The 21,559-nt window shown below is 33.8% G+C and carries 21 protein-coding genes; 16 read left to right on the plus strand and 5 right to left on the minus strand.

Annotated elements, in window-relative coordinates; all coding sequences use genetic code 11:
* Nucleotides 1-15: 15 nt before the first annotated feature.
* A complete protein-coding gene (locus tag HS848_RS02865) occupies nucleotides 16-927 on the minus strand; it encodes a COX15/CtaA family protein (protein ID WP_107506809.1) in 912 nt (303 codons plus the stop codon).
* Between the two features lie 282 nt (nucleotides 928-1,209).
* Between HS848_RS02865 and cyoE the strand changes: the two genes are divergently transcribed.
* From cyoE to HS848_RS02885, 4 genes are all read left to right on the plus strand, one after another.
* Nucleotides 1,210-2,121, plus strand: coding sequence for a heme o synthase (cyoE, locus tag HS848_RS02870; RefSeq protein ID WP_198611191.1), 912 nt, complete (start codon nucleotides 1,210-1,212; stop codon nucleotides 2,119-2,121).
* A gap of 30 nt (nucleotides 2,122-2,151) precedes the next feature.
* A complete protein-coding gene (locus tag HS848_RS02875) occupies nucleotides 2,152-2,613 on the plus strand; it encodes a DUF420 domain-containing protein (RefSeq protein ID WP_107506807.1) in 462 nt (153 codons plus the stop codon).
* Between the two features lie 230 nt (nucleotides 2,614-2,843).
* Complete coding sequence (locus tag HS848_RS02880) at nucleotides 2,844-3,905, plus strand: CAP-associated domain-containing protein (RefSeq protein ID WP_198611192.1); 1,062 nt, start codon at nucleotides 2,844-2,846, stop codon at nucleotides 3,903-3,905.
* An 81-nt stretch (nucleotides 3,906-3,986) separates the two neighbouring features.
* On the plus strand, nucleotides 3,987-4,421 hold the full coding sequence (locus HS848_RS02885; protein ID WP_107506805.1) for a YlbF family regulator: 435 nt from the start codon (nucleotides 3,987-3,989) through the stop codon (nucleotides 4,419-4,421).
* A gap of 114 nt (nucleotides 4,422-4,535) precedes the next feature.
* Here the strand turns inward: HS848_RS02885 and HS848_RS02890 are convergent, their stop codons facing one another.
* On the minus strand, nucleotides 4,536-5,474 hold the full coding sequence (locus HS848_RS02890; RefSeq protein WP_198611193.1) for a glycerophosphodiester phosphodiesterase: 939 nt from the start codon (nucleotides 5,472-5,474) through the stop codon (nucleotides 4,536-4,538).
* A 223-nt stretch (nucleotides 5,475-5,697) separates the two neighbouring features.
* Here HS848_RS02890 and HS848_RS02895 point away from each other — a divergent pair, with 223 nt between their 5' ends.
* Nucleotides 5,698-5,949, plus strand: coding sequence for a DUF2129 domain-containing protein (locus tag HS848_RS02895; RefSeq protein WP_103166866.1), 252 nt, complete (start codon nucleotides 5,698-5,700; stop codon nucleotides 5,947-5,949).
* A gap of 29 nt (nucleotides 5,950-5,978) precedes the next feature.
* Here the strand turns inward: HS848_RS02895 and HS848_RS02900 are convergent, their stop codons facing one another.
* Nucleotides 5,979-6,368, minus strand: coding sequence for a DUF7147 family protein (locus HS848_RS02900; RefSeq protein ID WP_107506803.1), 390 nt, complete (start codon nucleotides 6,366-6,368; stop codon nucleotides 5,979-5,981).
* Nucleotides 6,369-6,438: 70 nt separating this feature from the next.
* Here HS848_RS02900 and rsmD point away from each other — a divergent pair, with 70 nt between their 5' ends.
* The gene (gene rsmD, locus HS848_RS02905) at nucleotides 6,439-6,990 is read left to right on the plus strand and encodes a 16S rRNA (guanine(966)-N(2))-methyltransferase RsmD (RefSeq protein ID WP_198611194.1); all 552 of its coding nucleotides are present in this window, start codon (nucleotides 6,439-6,441) and stop codon (nucleotides 6,988-6,990) included.
* Nucleotides 6,983-7,471, plus strand: a complete 489-nt coding sequence (gene coaD / locus HS848_RS02910) for a pantetheine-phosphate adenylyltransferase (protein WP_198611195.1) — start codon at nucleotides 6,983-6,985, stop codon at nucleotides 7,469-7,471. Before rsmD ends, coaD begins: the two co-directional genes overlap by 8 nt.
* Nucleotides 7,472-7,642: 171 nt before the next feature.
* Here the strand turns inward: coaD and HS848_RS02915 are convergent, their stop codons facing one another.
* Nucleotides 7,643-8,782: a nucleotidyltransferase gene (locus HS848_RS02915; protein ID WP_198611196.1), complete on the minus strand. Its 1,140-nt coding sequence runs from the start codon at nucleotides 8,780-8,782 to the stop codon at nucleotides 7,643-7,645.
* Between the two features lie 126 nt (nucleotides 8,783-8,908).
* On the opposite strand from HS848_RS02915, the gene HS848_RS02920 reads away from it, so the two are divergent.
* The 5 genes from HS848_RS02920 (at nucleotide 8,909) to pheT (ending at nucleotide 14,735) form a co-directional block, all read left to right on the plus strand.
* Entirely contained in the window at nucleotides 8,909-9,466 is a 558-nt protein-coding gene (locus HS848_RS02920) for a YceD family protein (protein WP_107506800.1), read from the plus strand.
* 81 nt (nucleotides 9,467-9,547) lie between these two features.
* The gene (gene rpmF / locus HS848_RS02925) at nucleotides 9,548-9,721 is read left to right on the plus strand and encodes a 50S ribosomal protein L32 (RefSeq protein ID WP_002435373.1); all 174 of its coding nucleotides are present in this window, start codon (nucleotides 9,548-9,550) and stop codon (nucleotides 9,719-9,721) included.
* A gap of 177 nt (nucleotides 9,722-9,898) precedes the next feature.
* Nucleotides 9,899-10,639 carry a TrmH family RNA methyltransferase gene (locus tag HS848_RS02930; RefSeq protein ID WP_198611197.1) on the plus strand — a complete coding sequence of 247 codons (741 nt, stop codon included), beginning with the start codon at nucleotides 9,899-9,901 and terminating at the stop codon, nucleotides 10,637-10,639.
* Nucleotides 10,640-11,274: 635 nt separating this feature from the next.
* Nucleotides 11,275-12,333 carry a phenylalanine--tRNA ligase subunit alpha gene (pheS, locus tag HS848_RS02935; RefSeq protein ID WP_198611198.1) on the plus strand — a complete coding sequence of 353 codons (1,059 nt, stop codon included), beginning with the start codon at nucleotides 11,275-11,277 and terminating at the stop codon, nucleotides 12,331-12,333.
* Complete coding sequence (pheT, locus tag HS848_RS02940) at nucleotides 12,333-14,735, plus strand: phenylalanine--tRNA ligase subunit beta (protein WP_198611199.1); 2,403 nt, start codon at nucleotides 12,333-12,335, stop codon at nucleotides 14,733-14,735. The genes pheS and pheT overlap by 1 nt, the downstream gene beginning before the upstream one ends.
* A gap of 414 nt (nucleotides 14,736-15,149) precedes the next feature.
* Here the strand turns inward: pheT and rnhC are convergent, their stop codons facing one another.
* Entirely contained in the window at nucleotides 15,150-16,085 is a 936-nt protein-coding gene (gene rnhC / locus HS848_RS02945) for a ribonuclease HIII (RefSeq protein WP_198611200.1), read from the minus strand.
* A 349-nt stretch (nucleotides 16,086-16,434) separates the two neighbouring features.
* Between rnhC and zapA the strand changes: the two genes are divergently transcribed.
* From zapA to HS848_RS02965, 4 genes are all read left to right on the plus strand, one after another.
* Complete coding sequence (zapA, locus tag HS848_RS02950; protein WP_107506796.1) at nucleotides 16,435-16,701, plus strand: cell division protein ZapA; 267 nt, start codon at nucleotides 16,435-16,437, stop codon at nucleotides 16,699-16,701.
* On the plus strand, nucleotides 16,702-17,223 hold the full coding sequence (locus tag HS848_RS02955; RefSeq protein ID WP_198611201.1) for a CvpA family protein: 522 nt from the start codon (nucleotides 16,702-16,704) through the stop codon (nucleotides 17,221-17,223).
* A gap of 75 nt (nucleotides 17,224-17,298) precedes the next feature.
* Nucleotides 17,299-19,011 (plus strand): DNA polymerase/3'-5' exonuclease PolX, encoded by a 1,713-nt coding sequence (gene polX / locus HS848_RS02960; RefSeq protein ID WP_198611202.1) that lies wholly within the window; start codon nucleotides 17,299-17,301, stop codon nucleotides 19,009-19,011.
* A gap of 9 nt (nucleotides 19,012-19,020) precedes the next feature.
* Nucleotides 19,021-21,372, plus strand: a complete 2,352-nt coding sequence (locus HS848_RS02965; protein WP_198611203.1) for an endonuclease MutS2 — start codon at nucleotides 19,021-19,023, stop codon at nucleotides 21,370-21,372.
* Nucleotides 21,373-21,559: the final 187 nt, after the last annotated feature.

Genomic DNA, 21,559 nt, shown 5'->3' on the forward strand with positions numbered 1-21,559 from the left:
CAGTGTGTTCTAGAATTAATCGCGTTTACTTCTAATTGAACGAAGCATTAGCATGATAAAGTAAGCAATCATACCAAATAAAATGGTAATACATAGCGCATGTATTAAAGCGATAAATAAATTAACATGTGTGATTACTGATAAAGCACCTGTAATAACTTGAATGATAATTAAAATAAATGCTGTAGTATAACCGTATCGAATTGTACGGTTTTCAGAGTAATTCTTAACGGCATGAATAAACGTTATCATTATCCAAAAGAACGCAATACAAGCCATACCACGGTGTGCGAACTGTACCCAATCTTGTTCAGTATGTGGGATAATATCATCAAATGGTAGTGGCCAACCACCGTAAGCTAAACTCGCTTTCGCATGGCGTACCAATGCACCGGTATAAATTGTTAAATATACAATACCAGTCATAATCCACGTAAGTGTTCTTAATGGCTTTTTAATAAATAATTCATCCGCTTCATATTTTTTATCTACTTCAAAAATAATGAGCATTAACACAAATACAGAAGAAAAACTTATAAGTGAGATGCCGAAATGAAGTGCTAAAACATAAGAATTTTGTTGCCATATAACAGCTGCCGCACCTATTAATGCTTGTACTAATAGAAATGCAACACTGATAATTGAAAGTGGTTTAACTTCTTTGATATACCCGATATTTTTCCAAGCAGTAATAGCTAACCACAATACGACAATTAAGGATAGCCCTGAAACAGCTCGGTGGCTTAGTTCGATAATTGTAGCAATTGGTAGATTCTGAGGTAATAGAGCGCCGTTACAGAGCGGCCAAGAAGCTCCACACCCGTCTTCTGAACCAGTTTTAGTTACTAGCGCTCCACCAAGTTGTACAAATGCCATTATGATTGTCGCTAATACTGATAACCATTTAAGGTTTCGTTTATTAAACAATGTTAAACACCCCATCATTAACTAAGAGTTCATAGAGATTGGAGATCACTAATCGATTTCCAAGAGTAAACTATTAATGTTTCATTCTCGTTTTTTGCTCCTAATCAATGTCTATATTTTTATAAATTTTATTATTACAACAATTATACATCATAAGTGATGAACAACAAATAGTGATACAGAATGTCGTTAAAGTGTCACAATTTAATTTGCTATAAAACTAGTCAATTATTGATAATTGCTATATCATATTATTATATGGATAAATTAAGGAGGGGGACCATGAGCAAAGAACAAACTTTATCACATGCATCAGGCCGTGTTTCTTTTAAAGAGTTGCAACAAATTATAAAAATGGGCTTGGTGCAAGGTAACTTAATCCCTGCGTTCGCTGGGGCTTGGTTAGCAGTTGTGATGACAAATCATTCCTTCCTATCGTCAATACCTCAAATTCTATTAATGTTGATTGGATCAACATTAATTATGGGTGGAGCTTGTGCATTAAATAATTATTACGATCAAGACATCGATAGTATTATGCCAAGTAAACAAAATAGACCGACAGTTAATGATAGAATTTCAGATAAAAATTTATTGATTTTAAGTTTTGGTATGATGTTAGTAGGAGAGGCTTGCTTATTCTTATTAAATGTACCATCAGGAGTTTTAGGACTTATCGGCATCGTAGGTTACGTGTCTTATTACTCTATTTGGTCTAAAAGACATACAACTTGGAATACTGTAGTAGGTAGTTTTCCAGGAGCAGTACCACCATTAATCGGTTGGGTAGCCATCGATGGTAGCATTAGTCTTGTGGCTATTGCACTATTTTTAGTTATCTTTTGTTGGCAACCCATTCATTTCTACGCGTTAGCGATTAAACGTAGTGATGAATATTCATTAGCTAATATCCCTATGTTGCCTTCAGTAAAAGGTTTTAAACGTACTCGTGTAAGCATGTTTATTTGGTTAGTATTCTTACTACCATTACCGTTCTTACTATCAAGTCTAGGTACAACATTCGTAGTATTAGCGACATTATTAAATTTAGGTTGGATTTATGTTGGTTTAACGTCATTTAAAAAACATACAGATCAAACTAAATGGGCAACAAAAATGTTTATCTACTCATTAAATTACTTAGTAGTATTTTTCGTTTTAGTTGTTGTCGTTTCGTTAATTAAGATGATTTAAAAATACTTAAATTAAATAAGGATGAAACATATGAATTTACCAATTCTACCAACTATTAGTACAAGTTGTATTGTAATCAGTGCTATATTTGTGGCAATTGGCTGGTGGCAAATTTGGCATCGCCATATTGATAAACACAAAAAAACAATGTTATGGGCAGCGGTGTTCGCATTAACGTTCTTTATTATCTATGCATCAAGAACAGTCTTCATAGGTAATACAGACTTTGGGGGACCAGATTCAATTAGAACATATTATAAAATATTTTTAATCTTCCACATTAATCTTGCTACAATCGGTGGAATATTAGGATTAGTTCAAATTATTACTGCATTTAAAGATAAATTTAACTGGCATAGAAAAGCAGGCCCAGTTGCATCAATTATTTGGTTCTTTACAGCCATTACTGGTGTAGCGGTTTACTTGCTTTTATACGTATTCTATCCAGGCGGGGAAACAACATCAGTAATTAAAGCTACGCTAGGTTTATAATGTGTTCTTTAAAACTACAAATAAACATTAAAATCATGTAATATTGAAGGCTAAGACATTAATTTGATTGTCTTAGCCTTCCTTTTTTATTTTTTAGAGTATGTTTAATTTTTTCTTAAATAGGTATTAGTTAATTTGACTATAAAATGATTTAAGTGAAACATGGATATCTTGATTATTAAATTAGTTATTTTGTACAATAGATATAATTATTAATAGGTGGGTGAAAGATGGCAAAATTAATTGTTAAAGTATTAGGTGTAATATTTTTAATCATGTTTCTAATATATCTATTTTACTCACCAAGATTGAAATTTGATGTATTAGAAAATCCTAATAAATCAACTACGACAAATCGAACAGAACAGACGCCGCATTCACAAACTAATACTGAGAATCCAACACCTAAAAAGGGCGTAGGAACTTGGATAGGTAAAGATATAAGCTATTTAACAAGTAAATATGGACAAGCTACACGTACGTATCCTTTTAAAGGACATTATATGAATTACATATTTAAGAAAGACGACCAATATTATATCGTTTCCACTCGAAATGATAAGATAAAATCTGTTTATGCAACTGGTCGAAAAGCCCAAATAGAACCGTTAGAGATTAATGAAAGTGCGGCACATATTTTTGAAAATACTAGTATTAATCCTGATCCATCGATTAAATTAGATGGAAAACGTTACAATTTTGAATTATCTGATGAAGATATTAAAACACAAACATTGATTAAATATGGTGACGTCTATGCGCAAGTATATGTAGATCAACAATCTAATCAAATTATGGGTATACGTTATTTAGATAAAGAAGCGTTAGTCTTTTTAAAACCATATCAACTCGCCAATGAAGAAAATAGCGACAACAGCAATGAAGATGTGTTCACTAAGGATAAAAAAGACACATTACCTTATGAACAAAATCCTAATCAGCTAATGACATTATATGAAATTACGAACGAAATGCGTAAGTTGAAAAATGTTAAGCCTCTTACTGTTAATTCGGATTTATCACACATTGCTTCTGTGAATTTATATGAAGCTACAGGTACTGAAGATGTAGAATTTACTGAGGATGCTTTAAAAAGTCAATTAGGAAATGAATCGATTTCATTTACTTCAACTAGCCAAAATGTGGGTTATGATTTCGACGATGTGCCAACGCTTATCCATAGTTGGATGAATTCAGACATGCACCGTTCAAGAATGCTTAATAATAAATATAATGAAATGGGTGGAGAAGTAATGAGAAATTATTACTCACTTATTTTTGTAGAAAAATAGCATGGTTGTTAAGTAATGAGAAATGCTTTAAATAGTAAGTTAAGCATGTGTAGTTCGATAAATAAGAAAGGAGTGGGTTAAATGTATACTGAGGACACAGTAGCAATTTTAGATGATATCGAGGGATTATCCGATATGATAGTTCAATCTGAACTTTACTATGATTATCGACAAGCGCAAGAAAAGTTAGATAATGATGATGAAGCTCATCTTATGTATCAAGCATTTATGAAGTCTAAGACACGTTATGATGAAGTGATGCGTTTTGGTAAATATCATCCCGATTATCAAAACGTAATGATGGAAACACGACGTCGTAAACGCGCTTACGAAATGTTGCCAGTAGTGATGGACTATAAATCTAAAGAAGTGGCATTACAGAATTTAATTGACGAAGTAGTCACTAAGATTGCTTTTTCTGTTTCTGAAAATGTTAAAATTGAAGCGGGAAATCCTTTCTTTAAAACAAGTCATGATGGATGTGCCACAGGAGGCTCTTGTAATTGTAGCCTTTAATTTTGAAAGGTAATATCATTTGATTTCTTTAAAATGTAAATGTTAAATAGTTTAATCAAAATGCACCTCTAAAGTTGAGCTAAAAATCAACTTTAGAGGTGCATATTAAATTCATTAATCTATGTTAGTGTTTGCAGTTAACGTTGCTTTAAATTGTTTTCCTAAATCTGGGCGGTCTGTCACTAATGTGTGAACACCTTTGGCATATAAATCCGTCATCAAATCTATACTATTAACGCCGTAGAAGCCTGGCACAATGTTTAACAGGTTAAGCCATTGAATAAAACGTTTAGATGTTAAAGGAACACCTTTGAATGAAGTTGGCATTTGGAAAGTATCCGCTACCGGGTGGTACGTATTTCCTAAGCCGGTATTAAATTTAATAAATCCTTCTGCAACTTCTTGTTGACTAGCACCTATAGCGATATCGCCATTACTAAGCTCTCTAAAGCAATCATTTTGTTGTTTCTGAAAGCTTGTTACAAGGACACGGTGTGTAGCGTTATTATTCATAATCACTTCATTCATTTTTTGTGGTGCCACTGTACCTTCATAACTATTAGGTTCGTCTTTTAAATCTACATTAATGTACATGTTAGGGTACAGTTTAAGAAGTTCTTCAAATGTTAAGATTTTAGCTTTTTCATGGTTTCTATACGGGCGGTCGCCATTAATATCAGTGAAATGGTATCCTGCATCAAGACATTTTAATTCTGACACAGTATGCTCGCTTACTTTTCCAGAACCGTTCGTAGTACGATCAACAGTAGCATCATGAAAGACGACTAATTGTTCATCTTTTGTTACACGCACGTCTGTTTCAAAGCCGTCTAAACCATGGGCCACAGCGTTATCAAATGCTAATTGTGTTTGTTCTGGTCGTACCGCCATTCCACCTCTATGTGCGAAAATATAAGGCGCTGGACTATCAAAGAATTTAGGAATAGTTTTAGCATTCATTGTTTCTTTATTTTTATTTATGAAAAATAGGCTACCTAGTAAACTAGCACTTGCTATACTTATATTAAAAGCCCATCTCTTTTTATTTATCATTGGTCATACCTCCTCAATATTATTGTAAGCGTACCAAAATTTATCTCTTTTCAAAAGTAAAGTAGTATTTAGAGCCTAAATCATTTAAGTTTTTCAAAAAGAAATAATACATATAACAAAGTTGACGCCAAAATGTTGGCGCTCTAAACTTCAGTTTTAAATATTTTATAAAATTTGTAGTCATGGTATAGTTATTATGCATAATAAATGGAGTGAGTATATTATGGAATTAGTACCTAGAGTTAGTTTGATTGTTTATTTAAAACATATAAAACACGAACGTCAAATTCGTAAGTATGGTCATATTGTATATACAAATAAACAGCGAAAATACGTTGTATTATATATTAATGAACAAGATGCAGATACAATTATCCAAAAATTAATGAAGCTTAAATATGTGCTTGATATTGATGGTTCGCCATATAAATATCTCAAAAAAACATATGAGAAAGAAAAACACGAAATGCTATAGTTGTAGAAAAGACGAGATACGAGCCGAGTTTATTGCATTGGCGGTATCCATTTCTGTAGTCGTAATACTCCAGTTAAATAGTTAAAATATTGTTCGCGTGTATGGAACGTTTCGGAAGGTTGTACATCAAGACCGAAGACTGGAACGTTATATTTTTCGGCCTGGTGATTAATGAGTTCGAATTTTTTATTTCCATCAGGATAAGGATATTTCAACGCATTAAGCATCATATACATTGCCTGAAAATGTTTGCCGGATGTAGGATGCATAATCATAACTACCGAAGAAAGCTGTTGTGTAGATTGTGGTGAATGTAAGTACACTATCTTATCTATGCGAGGATAATTGTATTCGATAAGTGTAGTAAATTCGAATAAATCAGTAAGTCCTTCGCCTAAGACGATAAACGATTGTTTCATATAATAATCATTCTCCTTTTTCACAACAAATTATATTAAATAACCTGATGAAATGGAAGTGTAAGTCAATATGAGAGTTATTGCAGGAAAGCATAAAAGTAAACCTTTAGAGAGTCTAGAAGGGCGAAATACGCGTCCTACTATGGATAAAGTAAAAGAAGGCATCTTTAATAGTTTACAAGAGGTCCATGGCCTTGGATTAGATTTATTTGCTGGGAGTGGCGCGTTAGGTATAGAGGCCCTTTCGCGTGGCATGGAGAAGGTCATCTTTGTAGACCAAAACTTTAAAGCCGTTAAAGTGATTCAAGCAAATTTAAAACAATTAGATCTACGCGACCATGCTGAAGTTTATAAGAATAATGCTGATCGTGCATTAAAAGCATTAAATAAACGTGAAATTCAATTTGACTTTATCTTCTTAGATCCTCCCTATAATGAAGGATTAATCGATAAAGCCTTAGAGCAAATCGCTGAGTTTAATTTATTAAAAGAAAATGGTATCATCGTGTGTGAGTTTAGCAACCAAGAACAAATTGACACCAAAGGTTTCCAAGTGATTAAACAGTATCATTATGGATTAACCGATACTTTGTTACTAGAAAAAGGAGAACAAGATGGTTAAAACTAAAGCGGTCATTCCAGGCAGTTTCGACCCGATTACATATGGTCACATTGATATCATTGAACGAAGTGCTGGACGTTTTGATGAACTTCATGTATGTGTATTAAAAAATAGTAGTAAAGCAGGGACGTTTAGCATTGAAGAGCGCATGGATTTAATTCGTGAATCTGTGAAGCATCTCCCTAACGTAGAAGTGCATAATTACAACGGTCTGCTAGTCGATTTTTGTGATAAAATTGGCGCCCAAACGATTATTCGTGGTTTGAGAGCCGTAAGTGACTTTGAATATGAATTGCGTTTAACATCAATGAATAAAAAGTTAAATAACAACGTTGAAACAATGTATATGATGACAAGTACCAACTATTCTTTTATCAGTTCAAGCGTTGTGAAAGAAGTTGCGCAATATAAAGCTGATATTTCAGATTTTGTACCTTTAAATGTACAAGAAGCATTAAAAGAAAAATTCAATAAAAAATAAAACGTGTTTAGATAATCATTCTTGTCTATAGAAAGCGAATAATAAAGAGGTGGAAACAGATTCATCGTGGTTCACTGACCGCAAAAGATTCATGTTTCAACCTCTTATAAATTAGACTATTTACTAAGAATTTTTATCATAAACGCTTTTTTTATGTGAATTTATGAAGCGCTAATTCGAAGACCGGATGACAGGTGTATTGAAGTCATTAGCTGTTTGATTCGATAACAGATTATAAATATTTGTCGCTTTAATTTCATTTTTAAATAACTCAGCGTTCTTTTTATTAACATTGGTGATAAATTGACGTTCGGGAAATTGCGTTTTTAAATATTTTAAATATTGTTGTCCAGTATTGTTCATCCCTAGAATGCGCACGCCCTCGATGTCGGTAGATAAGTCGTCTTTAGATATATGTAGCAAAGTTTGCATCAGTACACGTTGTAAATGTGTATATGTAAAACGCTTCGTTTTGATTAAAGACATATATTCTTCAAAACTATGAGCATTCTGAATAGATGCTTTCAACCGATTTTCCAAACCTTCAGTCATAGTATAAATATTTGATAATTCATCTTCAGAATGATTTAAAATTTCAAATTTAATAAAGTTAAATATCTGGTCCTTTGATAGATGCGGAGATTCATACAAGTTTTGAATATTTTGTGGCACAACAGCTTTCCACTGATTTTCATTATTTGTCAGTGCTTTTCTTATTGCTGAACCACTTGCCAATGAGTGATGGTTGATAGATTCATCTTGGTGTTGTGTAGCTAAACGTTCAATTGTTAAACCTTGAATATTAGGGGCGTATAACGCCATTGCTTTTAAATAGGCCACGCTAAGAATGTTATTTGGTGATTGTAATATCTCTTTATCTTCAATCAATTCGTGCAAGATTGTGGCGTAACTTTTGCCTTCTTTTATTAATTTTTGAAAATGAGGCGAATGTTCTAAATTGATGATGTTATTTGCCACATTTTCAAGGCGGGAAATATTAGCAATTTCACTGCCAAAAGCAATCACATCTATATCAAGATATTGAGCCACTTTAACCGCTAATTCAGCGAAATAATCACTAGACGAAAGGCTAGCCATTAGTGGAAGTTCGACAACTAAATCAACGCCTGACAATGCCATTCTAGTGCGTAGAAATTTATTATATATAGCGGGCTCTCCGCGCATAACAAAGTTGCCACTCATTAATGCGATAGAAACGTGAGCATTAGACTTTAATTTCGCTTGCTGTGCATGATACAAATGTCCATTGTGGAATGGATTATACTCTGTAATGAGTCCAACACTTTTCATTTGCATTTCGTCCTTTCAGTATTCATTATTAGTATTGTAACAGAACGGAGTATGTTAAGAAAAAATCTTGACAACTTATACTTGTAAAGTTAAAATAAATTTTGTGTTTGTTAGAGGTGAAGCCATATGAAATGGTCAATAACGCAATTAAGAAAATATCAAGGTAAGCCATTTGAGTTCAATCAGACGGCTAATTTTGAAGATTTAATAGAACCATTAGGTTTGATTGATTTATCAGAGATTAATGTCGAAGGTGAATTAACTGTAAAATCAAATGAAGTCATTGCAGATATTCATTTAACTGGAACGTATACAATGCCTTGCGCACGTACGTTAGTACCTGTAGATGTTCCTTTAGATGTTCGTACGTCTGAAGTATTTGATTTAGAAGGTTATGATAGTTATGCCGATGAGGAAATAGATGATGATGAACATTATCATCTTGCGACTGACGGTATGATTAATATCCGAGACATTGCTAAAGAATTGGTTATCATTGAGAAGCCAATGCGAGCTTTTTCTGAGAATAGCGATCAAATGCTTACAGAAGGTCATGGTTGGGAAGTTATTGACGAAGATCAGATGATCGAACTTGAAAAAGAAAAAGACAATGACGATTCCCAAACTCAACAAGTTGATCCTAGGCTTCAAAAATTACAACAATTATACGATAAAGAGCAATAGCAGGTTGTTTTAAATTGTAGTATAATGATTTAATGACCTAACACTTAAGATTACGTGTTTAAATATTAAGGAGGATATATCATGGCAGTACCAAAAAGAAGAACGTCTAAAACTAGAAAAAACAAACGTCGTACGCACTTCAAAATTTCAGTACCTGGTATGACTGAATGCCCAAGTTGTGGCGAATACAAATTATCTCACCGTGTATGTAAAAACTGTGGTTCTTACAATGGTGAAGAAGTCGTTTCTAAATAATCGACTAATCGAATAGGTAATAACTAAGAGGCTAAGTCATTTATAAAATGGCTTAGCCCTTTTTCGTTTGTCTCTACCTTATTCAGTTAAGATGTTATACTTTATAGTAATCAAGATGAATTGAGAAACTAAAGCATGGTGCTATTTTAAATAATATATCAATAATGGAGACAATATATGGAACAAATTACGTCAGCTCAAAATAATAAAATTAAAAATGCGAATAAATTAAAAAAGAAACGTGACCGTGATAAAACCGGCCAAGCACTTATAGAAGGTATTCATTTAATTGAAGAGGCTTATCAAAGTGGTATCGCAATTAAACAACTATTTGTTATAGAACCAGACAGAACAGAAGACGCACTCTTGAATTATGCCGAAGAAACATTTGAAATCAATATGAAAGTAGCTGAATCTTTATCAGGAACTATTACGCCTCAAGGATTCTTTGCTGTTATTGAGAAACCAACTTACGATATTACACAGGCTAAACAAGTGTTACTCATCGATCGTATTCAAGACCCTGGTAATTTAGGAACGTTAATCCGTACTGCAGATGCTGCTGGTCTCGATTTAATTGTTATGGAAAAGGGAACAGCTGATGCATACCAAGATAAAGTATTAAGAGCTAGTCAAGGTAGCGTATTTCACATTCCTGTTATAACAACTGAGTTAAATGAATTTATTTCACAATTCGAAGGGCCAGTGTATGGTACGGCGCTTGAAAATGCAGTGTCATATAAAGAAGTGACTACGCAAGAATCATTTGCCTTACTTTTAGGTAACGAAGGCGAAGGCGTCAATAAAGAATTATTAGCACATACTTCTCAAAATCTTACAATTCCGATATATGGTAAGGCGGAAAGTTTAAATGTGGCAATTGCAGGAAGTATCTTACTTTACCATTTGAAAGGTTGACCCCTTTATTTAAAATCGGCTATACTTAGGTGTACACATTTTCTATAAAAAATAAAACACAATATAAAAATTGAATGATTAACCTATAAAAAGACCTTAACTAATAAAAAGGGTTGTGCAGGGAGAGTAAGCGTGACTGAAACTTACTCCAATTCTAATTAGTTTCTTTCATCTTTTTGGTTGAGACTGGATAAAACGCTTAAAATGTAAGAGGTTGGGACAAAAGTGTTTAGGATTTGAGCAGAACCGAACGATGAGCAAAATTGCTTTTCAAATTTTGTCGAATTGTGACGGTATCTGCCGAGAATCCTACTTTTGGGACACCGTATATTGGTTTCCCAGAGCACAAATGATTAACGTCTCAGTATAAGTATCAATGTCCTGTTCTCCGGAGCACGACTTCGTTAACAACGTATACAAGTGTATGTAAAGTAAAGGAACTAAGGCTTTAATCGCACCCTTTGGAACACTATCTAACGGTGTATCTATGGCAAGATTTTGTCTGAAGTCCTTTGCGCTAACATAAATTTGGGTGGTACCACGGAAGGCTTTCGTCCCAGCTTTAGGGAGGAGAGTCTTTTTTTCGTAAAAAATAAAATTAATTAATTATGAATACAATTGAGAGGTGTAAGTCAATGACTCAGAATGATTCAATGGCTGAATTAAAACAACAAGCACTTGTTGATATTAATGAAGCGCAAAATGAACGAGAATTACAAGATGTAAAAGTGAAATATTTAGGTAAAAAAGGTTCAGTAAGTGGCTTAATGAAAAATATGAAAGATTTACCTAATGAGGAAAAGCCTGCTTACGGCCAAAAGGTAAATGAATTAAGACAAACGATTCAAAATGAATTAGACGAAAAACAAACTTTGTTAAAAACAGAAAAATTAAATCAACAATTAGCTGAAGAAACAATTGATGTTACGTTACCTAGTCGTCAAATTAGCATCGGTTCAAAACATCCGTTAACTAGAACCGTTGAAGAAATTGAAGACTTATTCTTAGGACTTGGTTATGAAATAGTCGATGGTTATGAAGTTGAACAAGATTATTATAATTTTGAAGCATTAAATTTACCTAAATCACATCCCGCACGTGATATGCAAGATAGTTTCTACATTACCGATGAAATTTTAATGCGTACCCATACTTCTCCAGTACAAGCACGTACAATGGAGAAACGTAATGGCCAAGGACCTGTTAAGATTATTTGTCCTGGTAAAGTGTATCGTCGTGATTCAGATGATGCGACACACAGTCACCAATTTACGCAAATTGAAGGTTTAGTTGTCGATAAAAGTATTAAAATGAGTGACCTAAAAGGTACATTAGAATTAGTAGCTAAGAAATTATTTGGTGCTGATCGTGAAATTCGTTTACGTCCAAGTTATTTCCCATTTACTGAACCATCAGTTGAAGTAGACGTATCTTGTTTCAAATGTAAAGGCCAAGGATGTAATGTATGTAAACATACAGGATGGATTGAAATCCTAGGTGCGGGCATGGTGCATCCAAACGTACTTGAAATGGCTGGCTTTGATTCTAATGAATATTCTGGTTTCGCATTTGGTATGGGACCAGACCGTATCGCGATGTTGAAATATGGTATTGAAGATATTCGTCATTTCTATACAAATGATGTTCGATTCCTTGACCAATTTAAAGCAGTTGAAGATAGAGGTGAATTATAATGTTAATTTCAAATGAATGGTTAAAAGATTACGTTGATGCAGGTGTAACAGTACAAGACTTAGCCGAACGTATTACACGTACAGGTATTGAAGTAGATGACATCATTGACTATACAAAAGATATTAAAAATTTAGTTGTTGGTTATGTACAATCTAAAGAAAAACATCCCGATGCAGATAAATTAAATATTTGCCAAGTAGATATTGGTGAGGAAGAACCTGTTCAAATCGTATGTGGTGCACCAAACGTAGATGCAGGTCAACATGTCATTTTTGCTAAAGTAGGAGGACGTTTACCTGGTGGCATTAAGATTAAACGAGCAAAATTACGTGGCGAACGTTCTGAAGGCATGATTTGTTCATTACAAGAAATTGGTATTTCTGGTAATGTCGTTCCTAAAGCATATGAAAATGGTATCTTCGTTTTCCCAACTGAAGTTGAACCAGGCACAGACGCTTTAACTGCACTTTATTTAAATGATCAAGTGATGGAATTTGATTTAACACCTAACCGTGCTGATGCATTAAGTATGGTAGGTACAGCTTATGAAGTAGCTGCGCTATATCAAACAGAAATGACTAAACCTGAAACTCAAAGCAACGAAAGCTCAGAATCTGCGACGAATGCATTATCTGTTTCAGTTAATAATACTGAAAAAGTTCCATATTATAGCGCACGTATTGTGAAGGACGTGACGATTGCGCCATCTCCAATTTGGATGCAAGTACGTTTAATCAAGGCTGGTATCCGACCAATTAATAATGTAGTAGATATTTCAAATTACGTATTATTAGAATATGGTCAACCATTACACATGTTTGATCAAGACCATATTGGTTCACAAGAAATTGTAGTTCGCCAAGCACAAACAGATGAAACAATGACGACGTTAGATAATACAGAACGTACATTAGTCGATACCGATATTGTTATTTCAAATGGTAAAGAACCTATCGCACTAGCTGGTGTTATGGGTGGAGACTTTTCAGAAGTCACAGAACAAACTACAAACGTCGTAGTAGAAGGTGCAATATTCGACCCAGTATCAATTCGTCATACTTCACGCCGTTTAAATTTACGTAGTGAAGCTTCTAGTCGTTTTGAAAAGGGTGTTGCCACAGAATTTGTCGATGAAGCGGTAGACAGAGCATGTTATTTATTACAAACGTATGCCTCTGGTGAAGTATTGCAAGATAGAGTTTCAGCTGGCGATTTAGGCGACTTTGTAACTCCAATTGATATTACTGTAGATAAAGTAAACCAAACCATCGGCTTTGAACTATCAAGTGATGAGATTAAAGCTATATTTGAACAATTAGGATTTAAAACGACACAAGATAGCGATACTTTAACAGTAGAGGTGCCATCACGTCGTAAAGATATTACAATCAAAGAAGATTTAATTGAAGAAGTCGCACGAATTTATGGCTATGATGATATTCCATCTTCGTTACCGATTTTCGGAGAAGTGACAAGTGGTGAGTTAACTGATCGTCAATATAAAACTCGTACAGTTAAAGAAACACTTGAAGGCGCTGGATTAAACCAAGCCATTACGTATTCATTAGTATCTAAAGACCATGCGAAAGACTTTGCGTTACAAGAACGTCCAACTATCAGCTTATTGATGCCTATGAGTGAGGCGCATTCTACATTACGTCAAAGCTTATTACCTCATTTAATTGAGGCTACTGCTTATAATGTCGTACGTAAAAATAAAGACGTACGTCTATATGAAGTAGGTCGTGTGTTCTTTGGTAATGGTGAAGGCGAATTACCTGACGAAGTAGAATACTTAAGTGGTATTTTAACTGGTGAATATATGGTGAATGCTTGGCAAGGTAAAAAAGAAGAAATAGATTTCTTTATTGCTAAAGGTGTAGTTGATCGTGTTGCTGAAAAATTAAATCTTGAGTTTAGTTACAAAGCTGGAGAAATTAGCGGTCTTCACCCTGGACGAACTGCTATCGTTTCATTGAACGGTACTGAGATTGGATTTATAGGGGAATTACATCCACAAGTTGCAGCTGATAATGATTTAAAACGCACATATGTATTTGAATTAAATTATGACGCAATGATGGAAGTGGCAGTAGGATATATTAACTATGCACCAATTCCTAAATTCCCAGGTGTAACACGAGATATCGCATTAGAAGTAAATCATGACGTACCATCATCAGAGTTACTTCAAACTATTCATGATAATGGCGAAGATATTCTTCAACATACTTTAGTATTCGATGTTTATGAAGGTGAACATTTAGAAGAAGGTAAAAAATCAGTAGCTATTCGTCTAAATTACTTAGATACTGAAGACACATTAACAGATGAACGCGTGTCTAAAGTGCATGATAAAGTATTAGAAGCTTTACAAGCTAAAGGTGCTGTCATTAGATAATATAAAGATATAAGGGAATAATCCTTAAAATATAAGCGTAGAGATGATTCTATAGTTGAATCACCTCTACGCTTCTTTTTTATTAATACTTCGTATTGTTTGGGAGCGGGACAGAAATCTAATGGAATTTCTAAGATTTCGTAGTCCCGCCCCGGCAAGGTTGACTAGAAATGAAGAGAGTGAGGCTCGAACGAATCTTCATTTCAGACAACTACTGCCAATCTCAGCCTTGTAGTAGTCGCCTAATCCTGTTCTCTCATGAGTCTCCGCCAACAATACTAAGTTAGTTATATATAATTAAATTTTAAAATACTTAATAAAAAAACACTTCTTATAATTTAATAAACATCATGAAAATAAATTACGAGGTATCTTATGCACTGAAATTATAACATGACTCAATTTACTACAAAGTTATTTATATTTTTGTTGGACTAGATGTTGAGCTTTTTCGCGGTTTTTAAAATGCTTTTTTGAAATACTATCTAGTTTAGCGATGCCGTGTTGTTCAATAATTCGGGCTGCGGCTAAATCTACTTTATTACTCGCACCTTTAGGAATATCACAGCGCATTTGTTGTGCTATATGGTCCATATGTTTTACAAAGGCATATCTAGAAATAATACTAGCAACTGCGATGGCTAATGATTTTGATTCGCCTTTAGTCTCAAACTTTGTTTTTTCGGAAAAAGGCAGTGCACTTAAGGCATAGCGTTGATATACGCCACGTACGGCAAATTGATCAATAACGATATAATCAAGTTCGTTTGTATCAATCTTCTGAGTAACATTTTTGATAGCTTCGTTATGTAAAACAGCTTTCATTTTTACTTGAGACCAACCGATTGACTGTCTATCGTTATATTTCACATTATCTAATGTTAGAAGTGAGTGGGGGATAAAAGTAACTAATTGTTCTGCTAGTTCTACAATTTTAGTATCTGTTAATTTTTTAGAATCATCGACGCCTAATGTTTTAAGAATCTCTACATGTTCTTTTGAAACGTAGGCTGCACAAACGGTTAATGGCCCAAAGTAATCGCCACTACCGGCTTCGTCGCTACCGATACAATTATACTGATTATATGATATAGTACTTTTACTTTCCTTTGATGGAGCAGTAGAACGTGTTGAAGATGAAGTACTATGATTGGGTAATAATTGTTGTGCTACAGTTTCGGCGTTTTTTCCTTGAAACATCACTTTTCCAGAATTATAAATATTGATGACTGCTTGGTTATGTTTAACACGCGCTTTCATACCAGCGGGCAATTGCGATGTTTCAAATTTGAGTTGTTGCATGAGTTGTTGAATTTCTTGTTCTGATAATTTATGAACGACATTAGCCATTAACTTACTTGACCTCACTTTTCAAATACTATTAAAACAATGATAATCATAACATAAATATTATTTAACGATAGATAAAGTATAAAGGTGTGCTTTGATTGTAGAAAGTATAAGGAATAGCTACTTACAAATATTAGTATCCTAATGTATAATAAATTGTGATATTCTACTATATAAAGAGGTTGAACAGTGGTTAGAATTTAAGCAAAAACGAACGACGAGCGAGATTGAAACTTGAATTTTATTATCATTTGAGTCTATGTTCAGTTTGCATATCATAGCGTATTTCATGATAAAATTCTCATGTTGACCCCGTCAAGAATAATAAAAAATGTCAGGAGTTAGTGCTATGGGAGAGTTTAAAAATCGTATTAATGTAACTATTAATGATCAAAATTATACAATAATCGGTGAAGAAAACCCGGAGCATATTCGTTATGTAGCACATTTAGTTGATGAAAAGTTAAAAGAATTAGGACGTAAATCAACTGGATTAGATACTACTAGAAAGTCTATTTTAACAGCGGTTAACATTATGCATGAAAAAGTGAAGCTAGAAGAGGAAAATCGCAAATTATTACAAGAAATCAAGCAATTAAAACAACGAGATGAATAAATGATTATCGATTTAATTGTACTACTTATCATCGCGTATTATTTAATCATTGGATTTAGAAGAGGCGCATGGCTAAACAGTCTACATTTATTATCTTATGTGGCTGCATTAGTGATTGCAAATCAATTTTATCGTGCTATCGCTAAACAATTGATTGTTTTTATACCATTTCCTAAGACAATTGCATTTGATACTACTTATGCTTATCATTTTAATGAATTGCAACAACGTTTTGATTCAATTATTGCTTTTCTTTTAATTACTGTAGTGTGCAAGTTGCTTTTATATCTTATTATTGTAAGTTTTGATAATATAATGACGTATCAGAATCTGAGTCTGATAAGTAGAGTATGCGGAAGTGTGATTAGCGTTATTATGGCAATGCTTATGATTCAATTAATGATGTATGTTGTTGCACTGTATCCTATTGAGTGGGTGCAACAAAGTTTGAAACATTCATACCTTGGAAGCTTTATTTTATTTAATACACCGTTTTTCTCGTCTTACGTTCTAAATTTATAATACTAAAACTGATATGAGGTCAGGACAAGGCTACGTTATTAAATGTCCTGGTCTTCTTTTTATGGAGTGAGCATATTGACTAAAAAAGATATAATTCAACTATTAGAAAAGATAGCTATATATATGGAATTAAATGGAGAAAATACATTTAAAGTTTCTGCTTATAGAAAAGCAGCACAAAGTCTAGAAATTGACGAACGCCCTTTAGAAGACATTGAAGATGTAACTGAATTAAAAGGTATTGGTAAAGGTGTAGGCGATGTTATTAATGAATATCGAACTACTGGTGAATCAGCAGTGTTAAATGAATTACAACAATTAGTCCCTGCTGGTTTAATTACTCTCATGAAAATTCAAGGATTAGGGAGTAAAAAAATAGCTAAACTTTATAAAGAACTCAATGTTACAGATAAAAAAAGTCTGCAAGCGGCCTGCGAAGCGGGAAAAGTGAGCGAGCTTAGTGGATTTGCTAAAAAAACGGAACAAAATATTTTAGAAGCAGTAAAAGCGTTAGGCGCTAAAAAGGAACGCTATCCAATTGATTTAATGCGTAACCTAAATAAAACGATTATACAGTATCTAGAAACACTTGAAGAAGTTGAAAAATATTCGGAAGCAGGCAGTTTCCGTCGTTACAAAGAAATGAGTAAAGACCTAGATTACATTATTAGTACAAATAACCCTGAAAAAGTTCAACAACAACTTCTCAACATCCCAAATAAAGTAAAAGAAGTGGCAGTAGGCCAAACAAAAGTATCTCTCGAATTAACTTATGATGACGAAACAATCGGTGTCGATTTCAGACTTATTGAGCCGGCAGCTTTTTATCATACGCTTCAACATTTTACTGGTTCTAAAGATCACAATATTTGTATACGACAACTTGCAAAAGAACAACAAGAAAAAGTAAGTGAATACGGTATCGAACAACAAGACGGAACACTTTTACAATTTCAAAGTGAAGAAGAAATTTATCAACATTTTGGAAAGAAATGGATGGCTCCAACCATGCGAGAAGATGGTAGTGAGTTTGATCGTGACTTAAGTAATATCGTAACGTTAGATGATATCAATGGTGATATTCATATGCATACCACATATAGTGATGGTGCTTTTTCAATTAGAGACATGATAGAGGCAAATATTAAAAAAGGCTACCAATTTATGGTCATTACTGATCATTCTCAAAGCTTAAAAGTAGCAAATGGATTACAAGTTGAACGTTTATTAAGACAGAATGAAGAAATAAAACAACTCAACGAAGAATATGATGAAATTGATATCTATTCAGGAACAGAAATGGATATTCTTCCCGATGGCTCTTTAGATTATGATGATGATGTGTTAGCGCAACTTGATTATGTTATAGCTGCAATTCACCAAAGTTTTAATCAAAGTGAAGAAGAAATTATGAAACGTTTAGAAAATGCATGCCGTAACCCATATGTAAGACATATCGCTCATCCAACAGGGCGAATTATAGGACGACGTGATGGGTATAAACCCAATATTGAACAATTAATGGCCTTAGCAGAAGAAACAAATACCATAATGGAAATTAATGCTAATCCAAAACGTTTAGATTTAAATGCTGAAACAGTAAGAAAGTATCCAAACGTTAAACTAACAATTAATACAGACGCGCATCATATTGATCATCTAGACTTTATGAAATATGGAATTGCGACAGCTCAAAAAGGATTTGTAGCTAAAGATAGAGTGATTAATACGATGTCTCGACAAGCGTTTAAAGACTTAGTAGAAAATAATATTAAATTGAAGAAATAGAGGGATTGTATGAGACAAAAAACATTAGACGTCTTAGAATTTGATAAAATCAAATCATTTGTAGCTTCTGAGGCTGTAAGTGATTTAGGACGTGAAAAAGTGTCTAAGATGTCTCCAGCAATAGATTTTGAAACTGTAGAATTTCAAATCAACGAGACTGATGAAATCTCACAAATTTATAATAAGCATCGTTTACCAAGCTTAAGTGGTTTGGCTAAAGTGTCGCCATTGATTCATCGAGCAACGATTGGTGGCGTATTGAATGTGTCTGAATTGAATCTAATCAAGCGTTTAATTCAAGTTCAGAATCAATTCAAAACGTTTTATAATCAATTAGTCGAAGAAGATGAAGGCGTGGTTAAGTATCCTATCTTGAATGATAAGATGAACCAATTGCCGGTATTAACAGACCTTTTTCAAGAAATAAATGAAAAATGTGACGCATATGATTTATATGATAGCGCAAGTTATGAGCTACAAGGTATACGAAGTAAGATTTCGAGCACCAACCAACGTATCAGACAAAATTTAGACCGCATTGTTAAAAGTCAAGCCAACCAAAAGAAACTCTCAGATGCGATTATAACAGTGCGTAATGACCGTAATGTTATCCCAGTTAAAGCTGAATACCGCCAAGACTTTAAAGGGATTGTGCACGATCAATCAGCTTCAGGTCAGACATTATATATTGAACCTTCATCAATCGTAGAAATGAATAACCAAATTAGTCGTTTACGCAATGACGAAGCAGTAGAACGTGAACGTATCCTAACTGAATTAACTGGAATGGTAGCTGCAGAATCAGACGGTTGTTTAATAGCAGAATCCGTGATGGGACAAATTGATTTCCTAACTGCGAAAGCACGCTATGCACGTTCAATTAAAGGGACTAAACCAACTTTCCATAAAGAAAGAACAGTGTATCTCCCTAACGCCTATCATCCATTATTAAATAAAGAAACAGTGGTAGCGAACACAATTGAATTTATTGATGATGTTGAAACGGTAATCATCACTGGACCAAACACAGGTGGTAAAACGGTAACACTAAAAACGCTAGGCCTCATTATAGTCATGGCACAATCTGGGTTACTCATCCCTACATTAGATGGAAGTCAGTTAAGCGTCTTTGAAAATGTATACTGCGACATTGGTGATGAACAATCTATCGAACAGTCGTTATCAACGTTTTCATCTCATATGAAGAATATTGTCGAAATTTTACAAGAGACGGACAAGAATAGTTTAGTGTTATTTGATGAACTTGGAGCAGGAACGGATCCAAGTGAAGGTGCTGCACTCGCTATGAGTATTCTAGATAACGTTCGAAATATCGGTTCTTTAGTCATGGCAACGACTCATTATCCGGAACTTAAAGCATATAGTTATAATCGTGAAGGCGTTATGAACGCTAGTGTAGAATTTGATGTCAACACATTAAGTCCAACGTATAAACTTTTAATGGGCGTACCAGGTCGTTCTAATGCATTTGATATTTCTAGAAAATTAGGACTCAGCCTTAGCATCATAAATAAAGCGAAGACAATGATTGGCACTGATGAACAAGAAATCAATTCTATGATAGAATCCTTAGAAAAAAATTCTAAACGTGTAGATGAACAACGTATTGAATTAGACAGACTATTACGTGAAGCTAAAACAACACATGATGATTTAGAAAAACAATATGAACAATATAAAAATTATGAACAAAAATTAATGGATGAGGCTAAAGAAAAAGCTAATCGACGTGTTAAATCTGCTACTAAAGAGGCGGATGAAATCTTAAAAGAATTAAGAGAACTACGTGACCAAAAAGGCGCTGACGTTAAAGAACATGAACTAATCGATAAGAAAAAACAATTAGATGATCAATATGAAGCTAAATCCATTAAACAAAAGATTCAAAAACAAAAGCATGATGCGATTCATGCTAGCGATGAAGTTAAAGTATTATCTTATGGCCAAAAAGGTGAGGTTCTGGAATTAGTAGGCGATGATGAAGCGGTCGTTCAAATGGGTATCATTAAAATGAAATTACCTATTGAAGATTTAGAAAAAACGAAGAAAAAACAAGAAAAACCAGCTAAAATGGTTACGCGACAAAATCGTCAAACGATTAAAACAGAACTGGATTTACGAGGTTATCGCTATGAAGAAGCAATAGGCGAACTCGATCAATACATTGACCAAGCAGTATTGAGTAATTATGAGCAAGTTTATATTATTCATGGTAAAGGAACAGGTGCCCTTCAAAAAGGGGTACAAAATCACTTGAAAAAGCATAAAAGTGTACGTTCATACCGCGGAGGAATGCCAAGTGAAGGTGGCTTTGGCGTGACTGTTGCGGAACTTAAATAAGTGAAATAATAATTATTAAGCATGAATATTGATTTTTTGGGTATATAACGTACAATAAAGCAAGTGAATGAAACAAGATGACAACTCACTTGATGAATAAAATGATACAAATTTTTAAATGAGCAAGAGCAATGCAGACGATATGAAAGTCTGTTATAATTTGCTCATCATTCAAAATTTAAGGAGG

The organism is Staphylococcus caledonicus, from assembly GCF_016238465.1.
In the GTDB taxonomy this organism is placed as follows: Bacteria; Bacillota; Bacilli; order Staphylococcales; family Staphylococcaceae; genus Staphylococcus; species Staphylococcus caledonicus.

Coding starts and splice junctions, on each gene's coding strand:
- HS848_RS02920 (WP_107506800.1), top strand. CDS start 8,909: ATGAAATGGTCAATAACGCAATTAAGAAAATATCAAGGTAAGCCATTT.
- cyoE (WP_198611191.1), top strand. CDS start 1,210: ATGAGCAAAGAACAAACTTTATCACATGCATCAGGCCGTGTTTCTTTT.
- coaD (WP_198611195.1), top strand. CDS start 6,983: ATGGTTAAAACTAAAGCGGTCATTCCAGGCAGTTTCGACCCGATTACA.
- HS848_RS02915 (WP_198611196.1), bottom strand. CDS start 8,782: ATGAAAAGTGTTGGACTCATTACAGAGTATAATCCATTCCACAATGGA.
- rsmD (WP_198611194.1), top strand. CDS start 6,439: ATGAGAGTTATTGCAGGAAAGCATAAAAGTAAACCTTTAGAGAGTCTA.
- HS848_RS02890 (WP_198611193.1), bottom strand. CDS start 5,474: ATGATAAATAAAAAGAGATGGGCTTTTAATATAAGTATAGCAAGTGCT.
- HS848_RS02965 (WP_198611203.1), top strand. CDS start 19,021: ATGAGACAAAAAACATTAGACGTCTTAGAATTTGATAAAATCAAATCA.
- pheS (WP_198611198.1), top strand. CDS start 11,275: ATGACTCAGAATGATTCAATGGCTGAATTAAAACAACAAGCACTTGTT.
- rpmF (WP_002435373.1), top strand. CDS start 9,548: ATGGCAGTACCAAAAAGAAGAACGTCTAAAACTAGAAAAAACAAACGT.
- rnhC (WP_198611200.1), bottom strand. CDS start 16,085: ATGGCTAATGTCGTTCATAAATTATCAGAACAAGAAATTCAACAACTC.
- HS848_RS02880 (WP_198611192.1), top strand. CDS start 2,844: ATGGCAAAATTAATTGTTAAAGTATTAGGTGTAATATTTTTAATCATG.
- HS848_RS02900 (WP_107506803.1), bottom strand. CDS start 6,368: ATGAAACAATCGTTTATCGTCTTAGGCGAAGGACTTACTGATTTATTC.
- HS848_RS02895 (WP_103166866.1), top strand. CDS start 5,698: ATGGAATTAGTACCTAGAGTTAGTTTGATTGTTTATTTAAAACATATA.
- HS848_RS02955 (WP_198611201.1), top strand. CDS start 16,702: ATGATTATCGATTTAATTGTACTACTTATCATCGCGTATTATTTAATC.
- HS848_RS02885 (WP_107506805.1), top strand. CDS start 3,987: ATGTATACTGAGGACACAGTAGCAATTTTAGATGATATCGAGGGATTA.
- pheT (WP_198611199.1), top strand. CDS start 12,333: ATGTTAATTTCAAATGAATGGTTAAAAGATTACGTTGATGCAGGTGTA.
- HS848_RS02875 (WP_107506807.1), top strand. CDS start 2,152: ATGAATTTACCAATTCTACCAACTATTAGTACAAGTTGTATTGTAATC.
- HS848_RS02930 (WP_198611197.1), top strand. CDS start 9,899: ATGGAACAAATTACGTCAGCTCAAAATAATAAAATTAAAAATGCGAAT.
- zapA (WP_107506796.1), top strand. CDS start 16,435: ATGGGAGAGTTTAAAAATCGTATTAATGTAACTATTAATGATCAAAAT.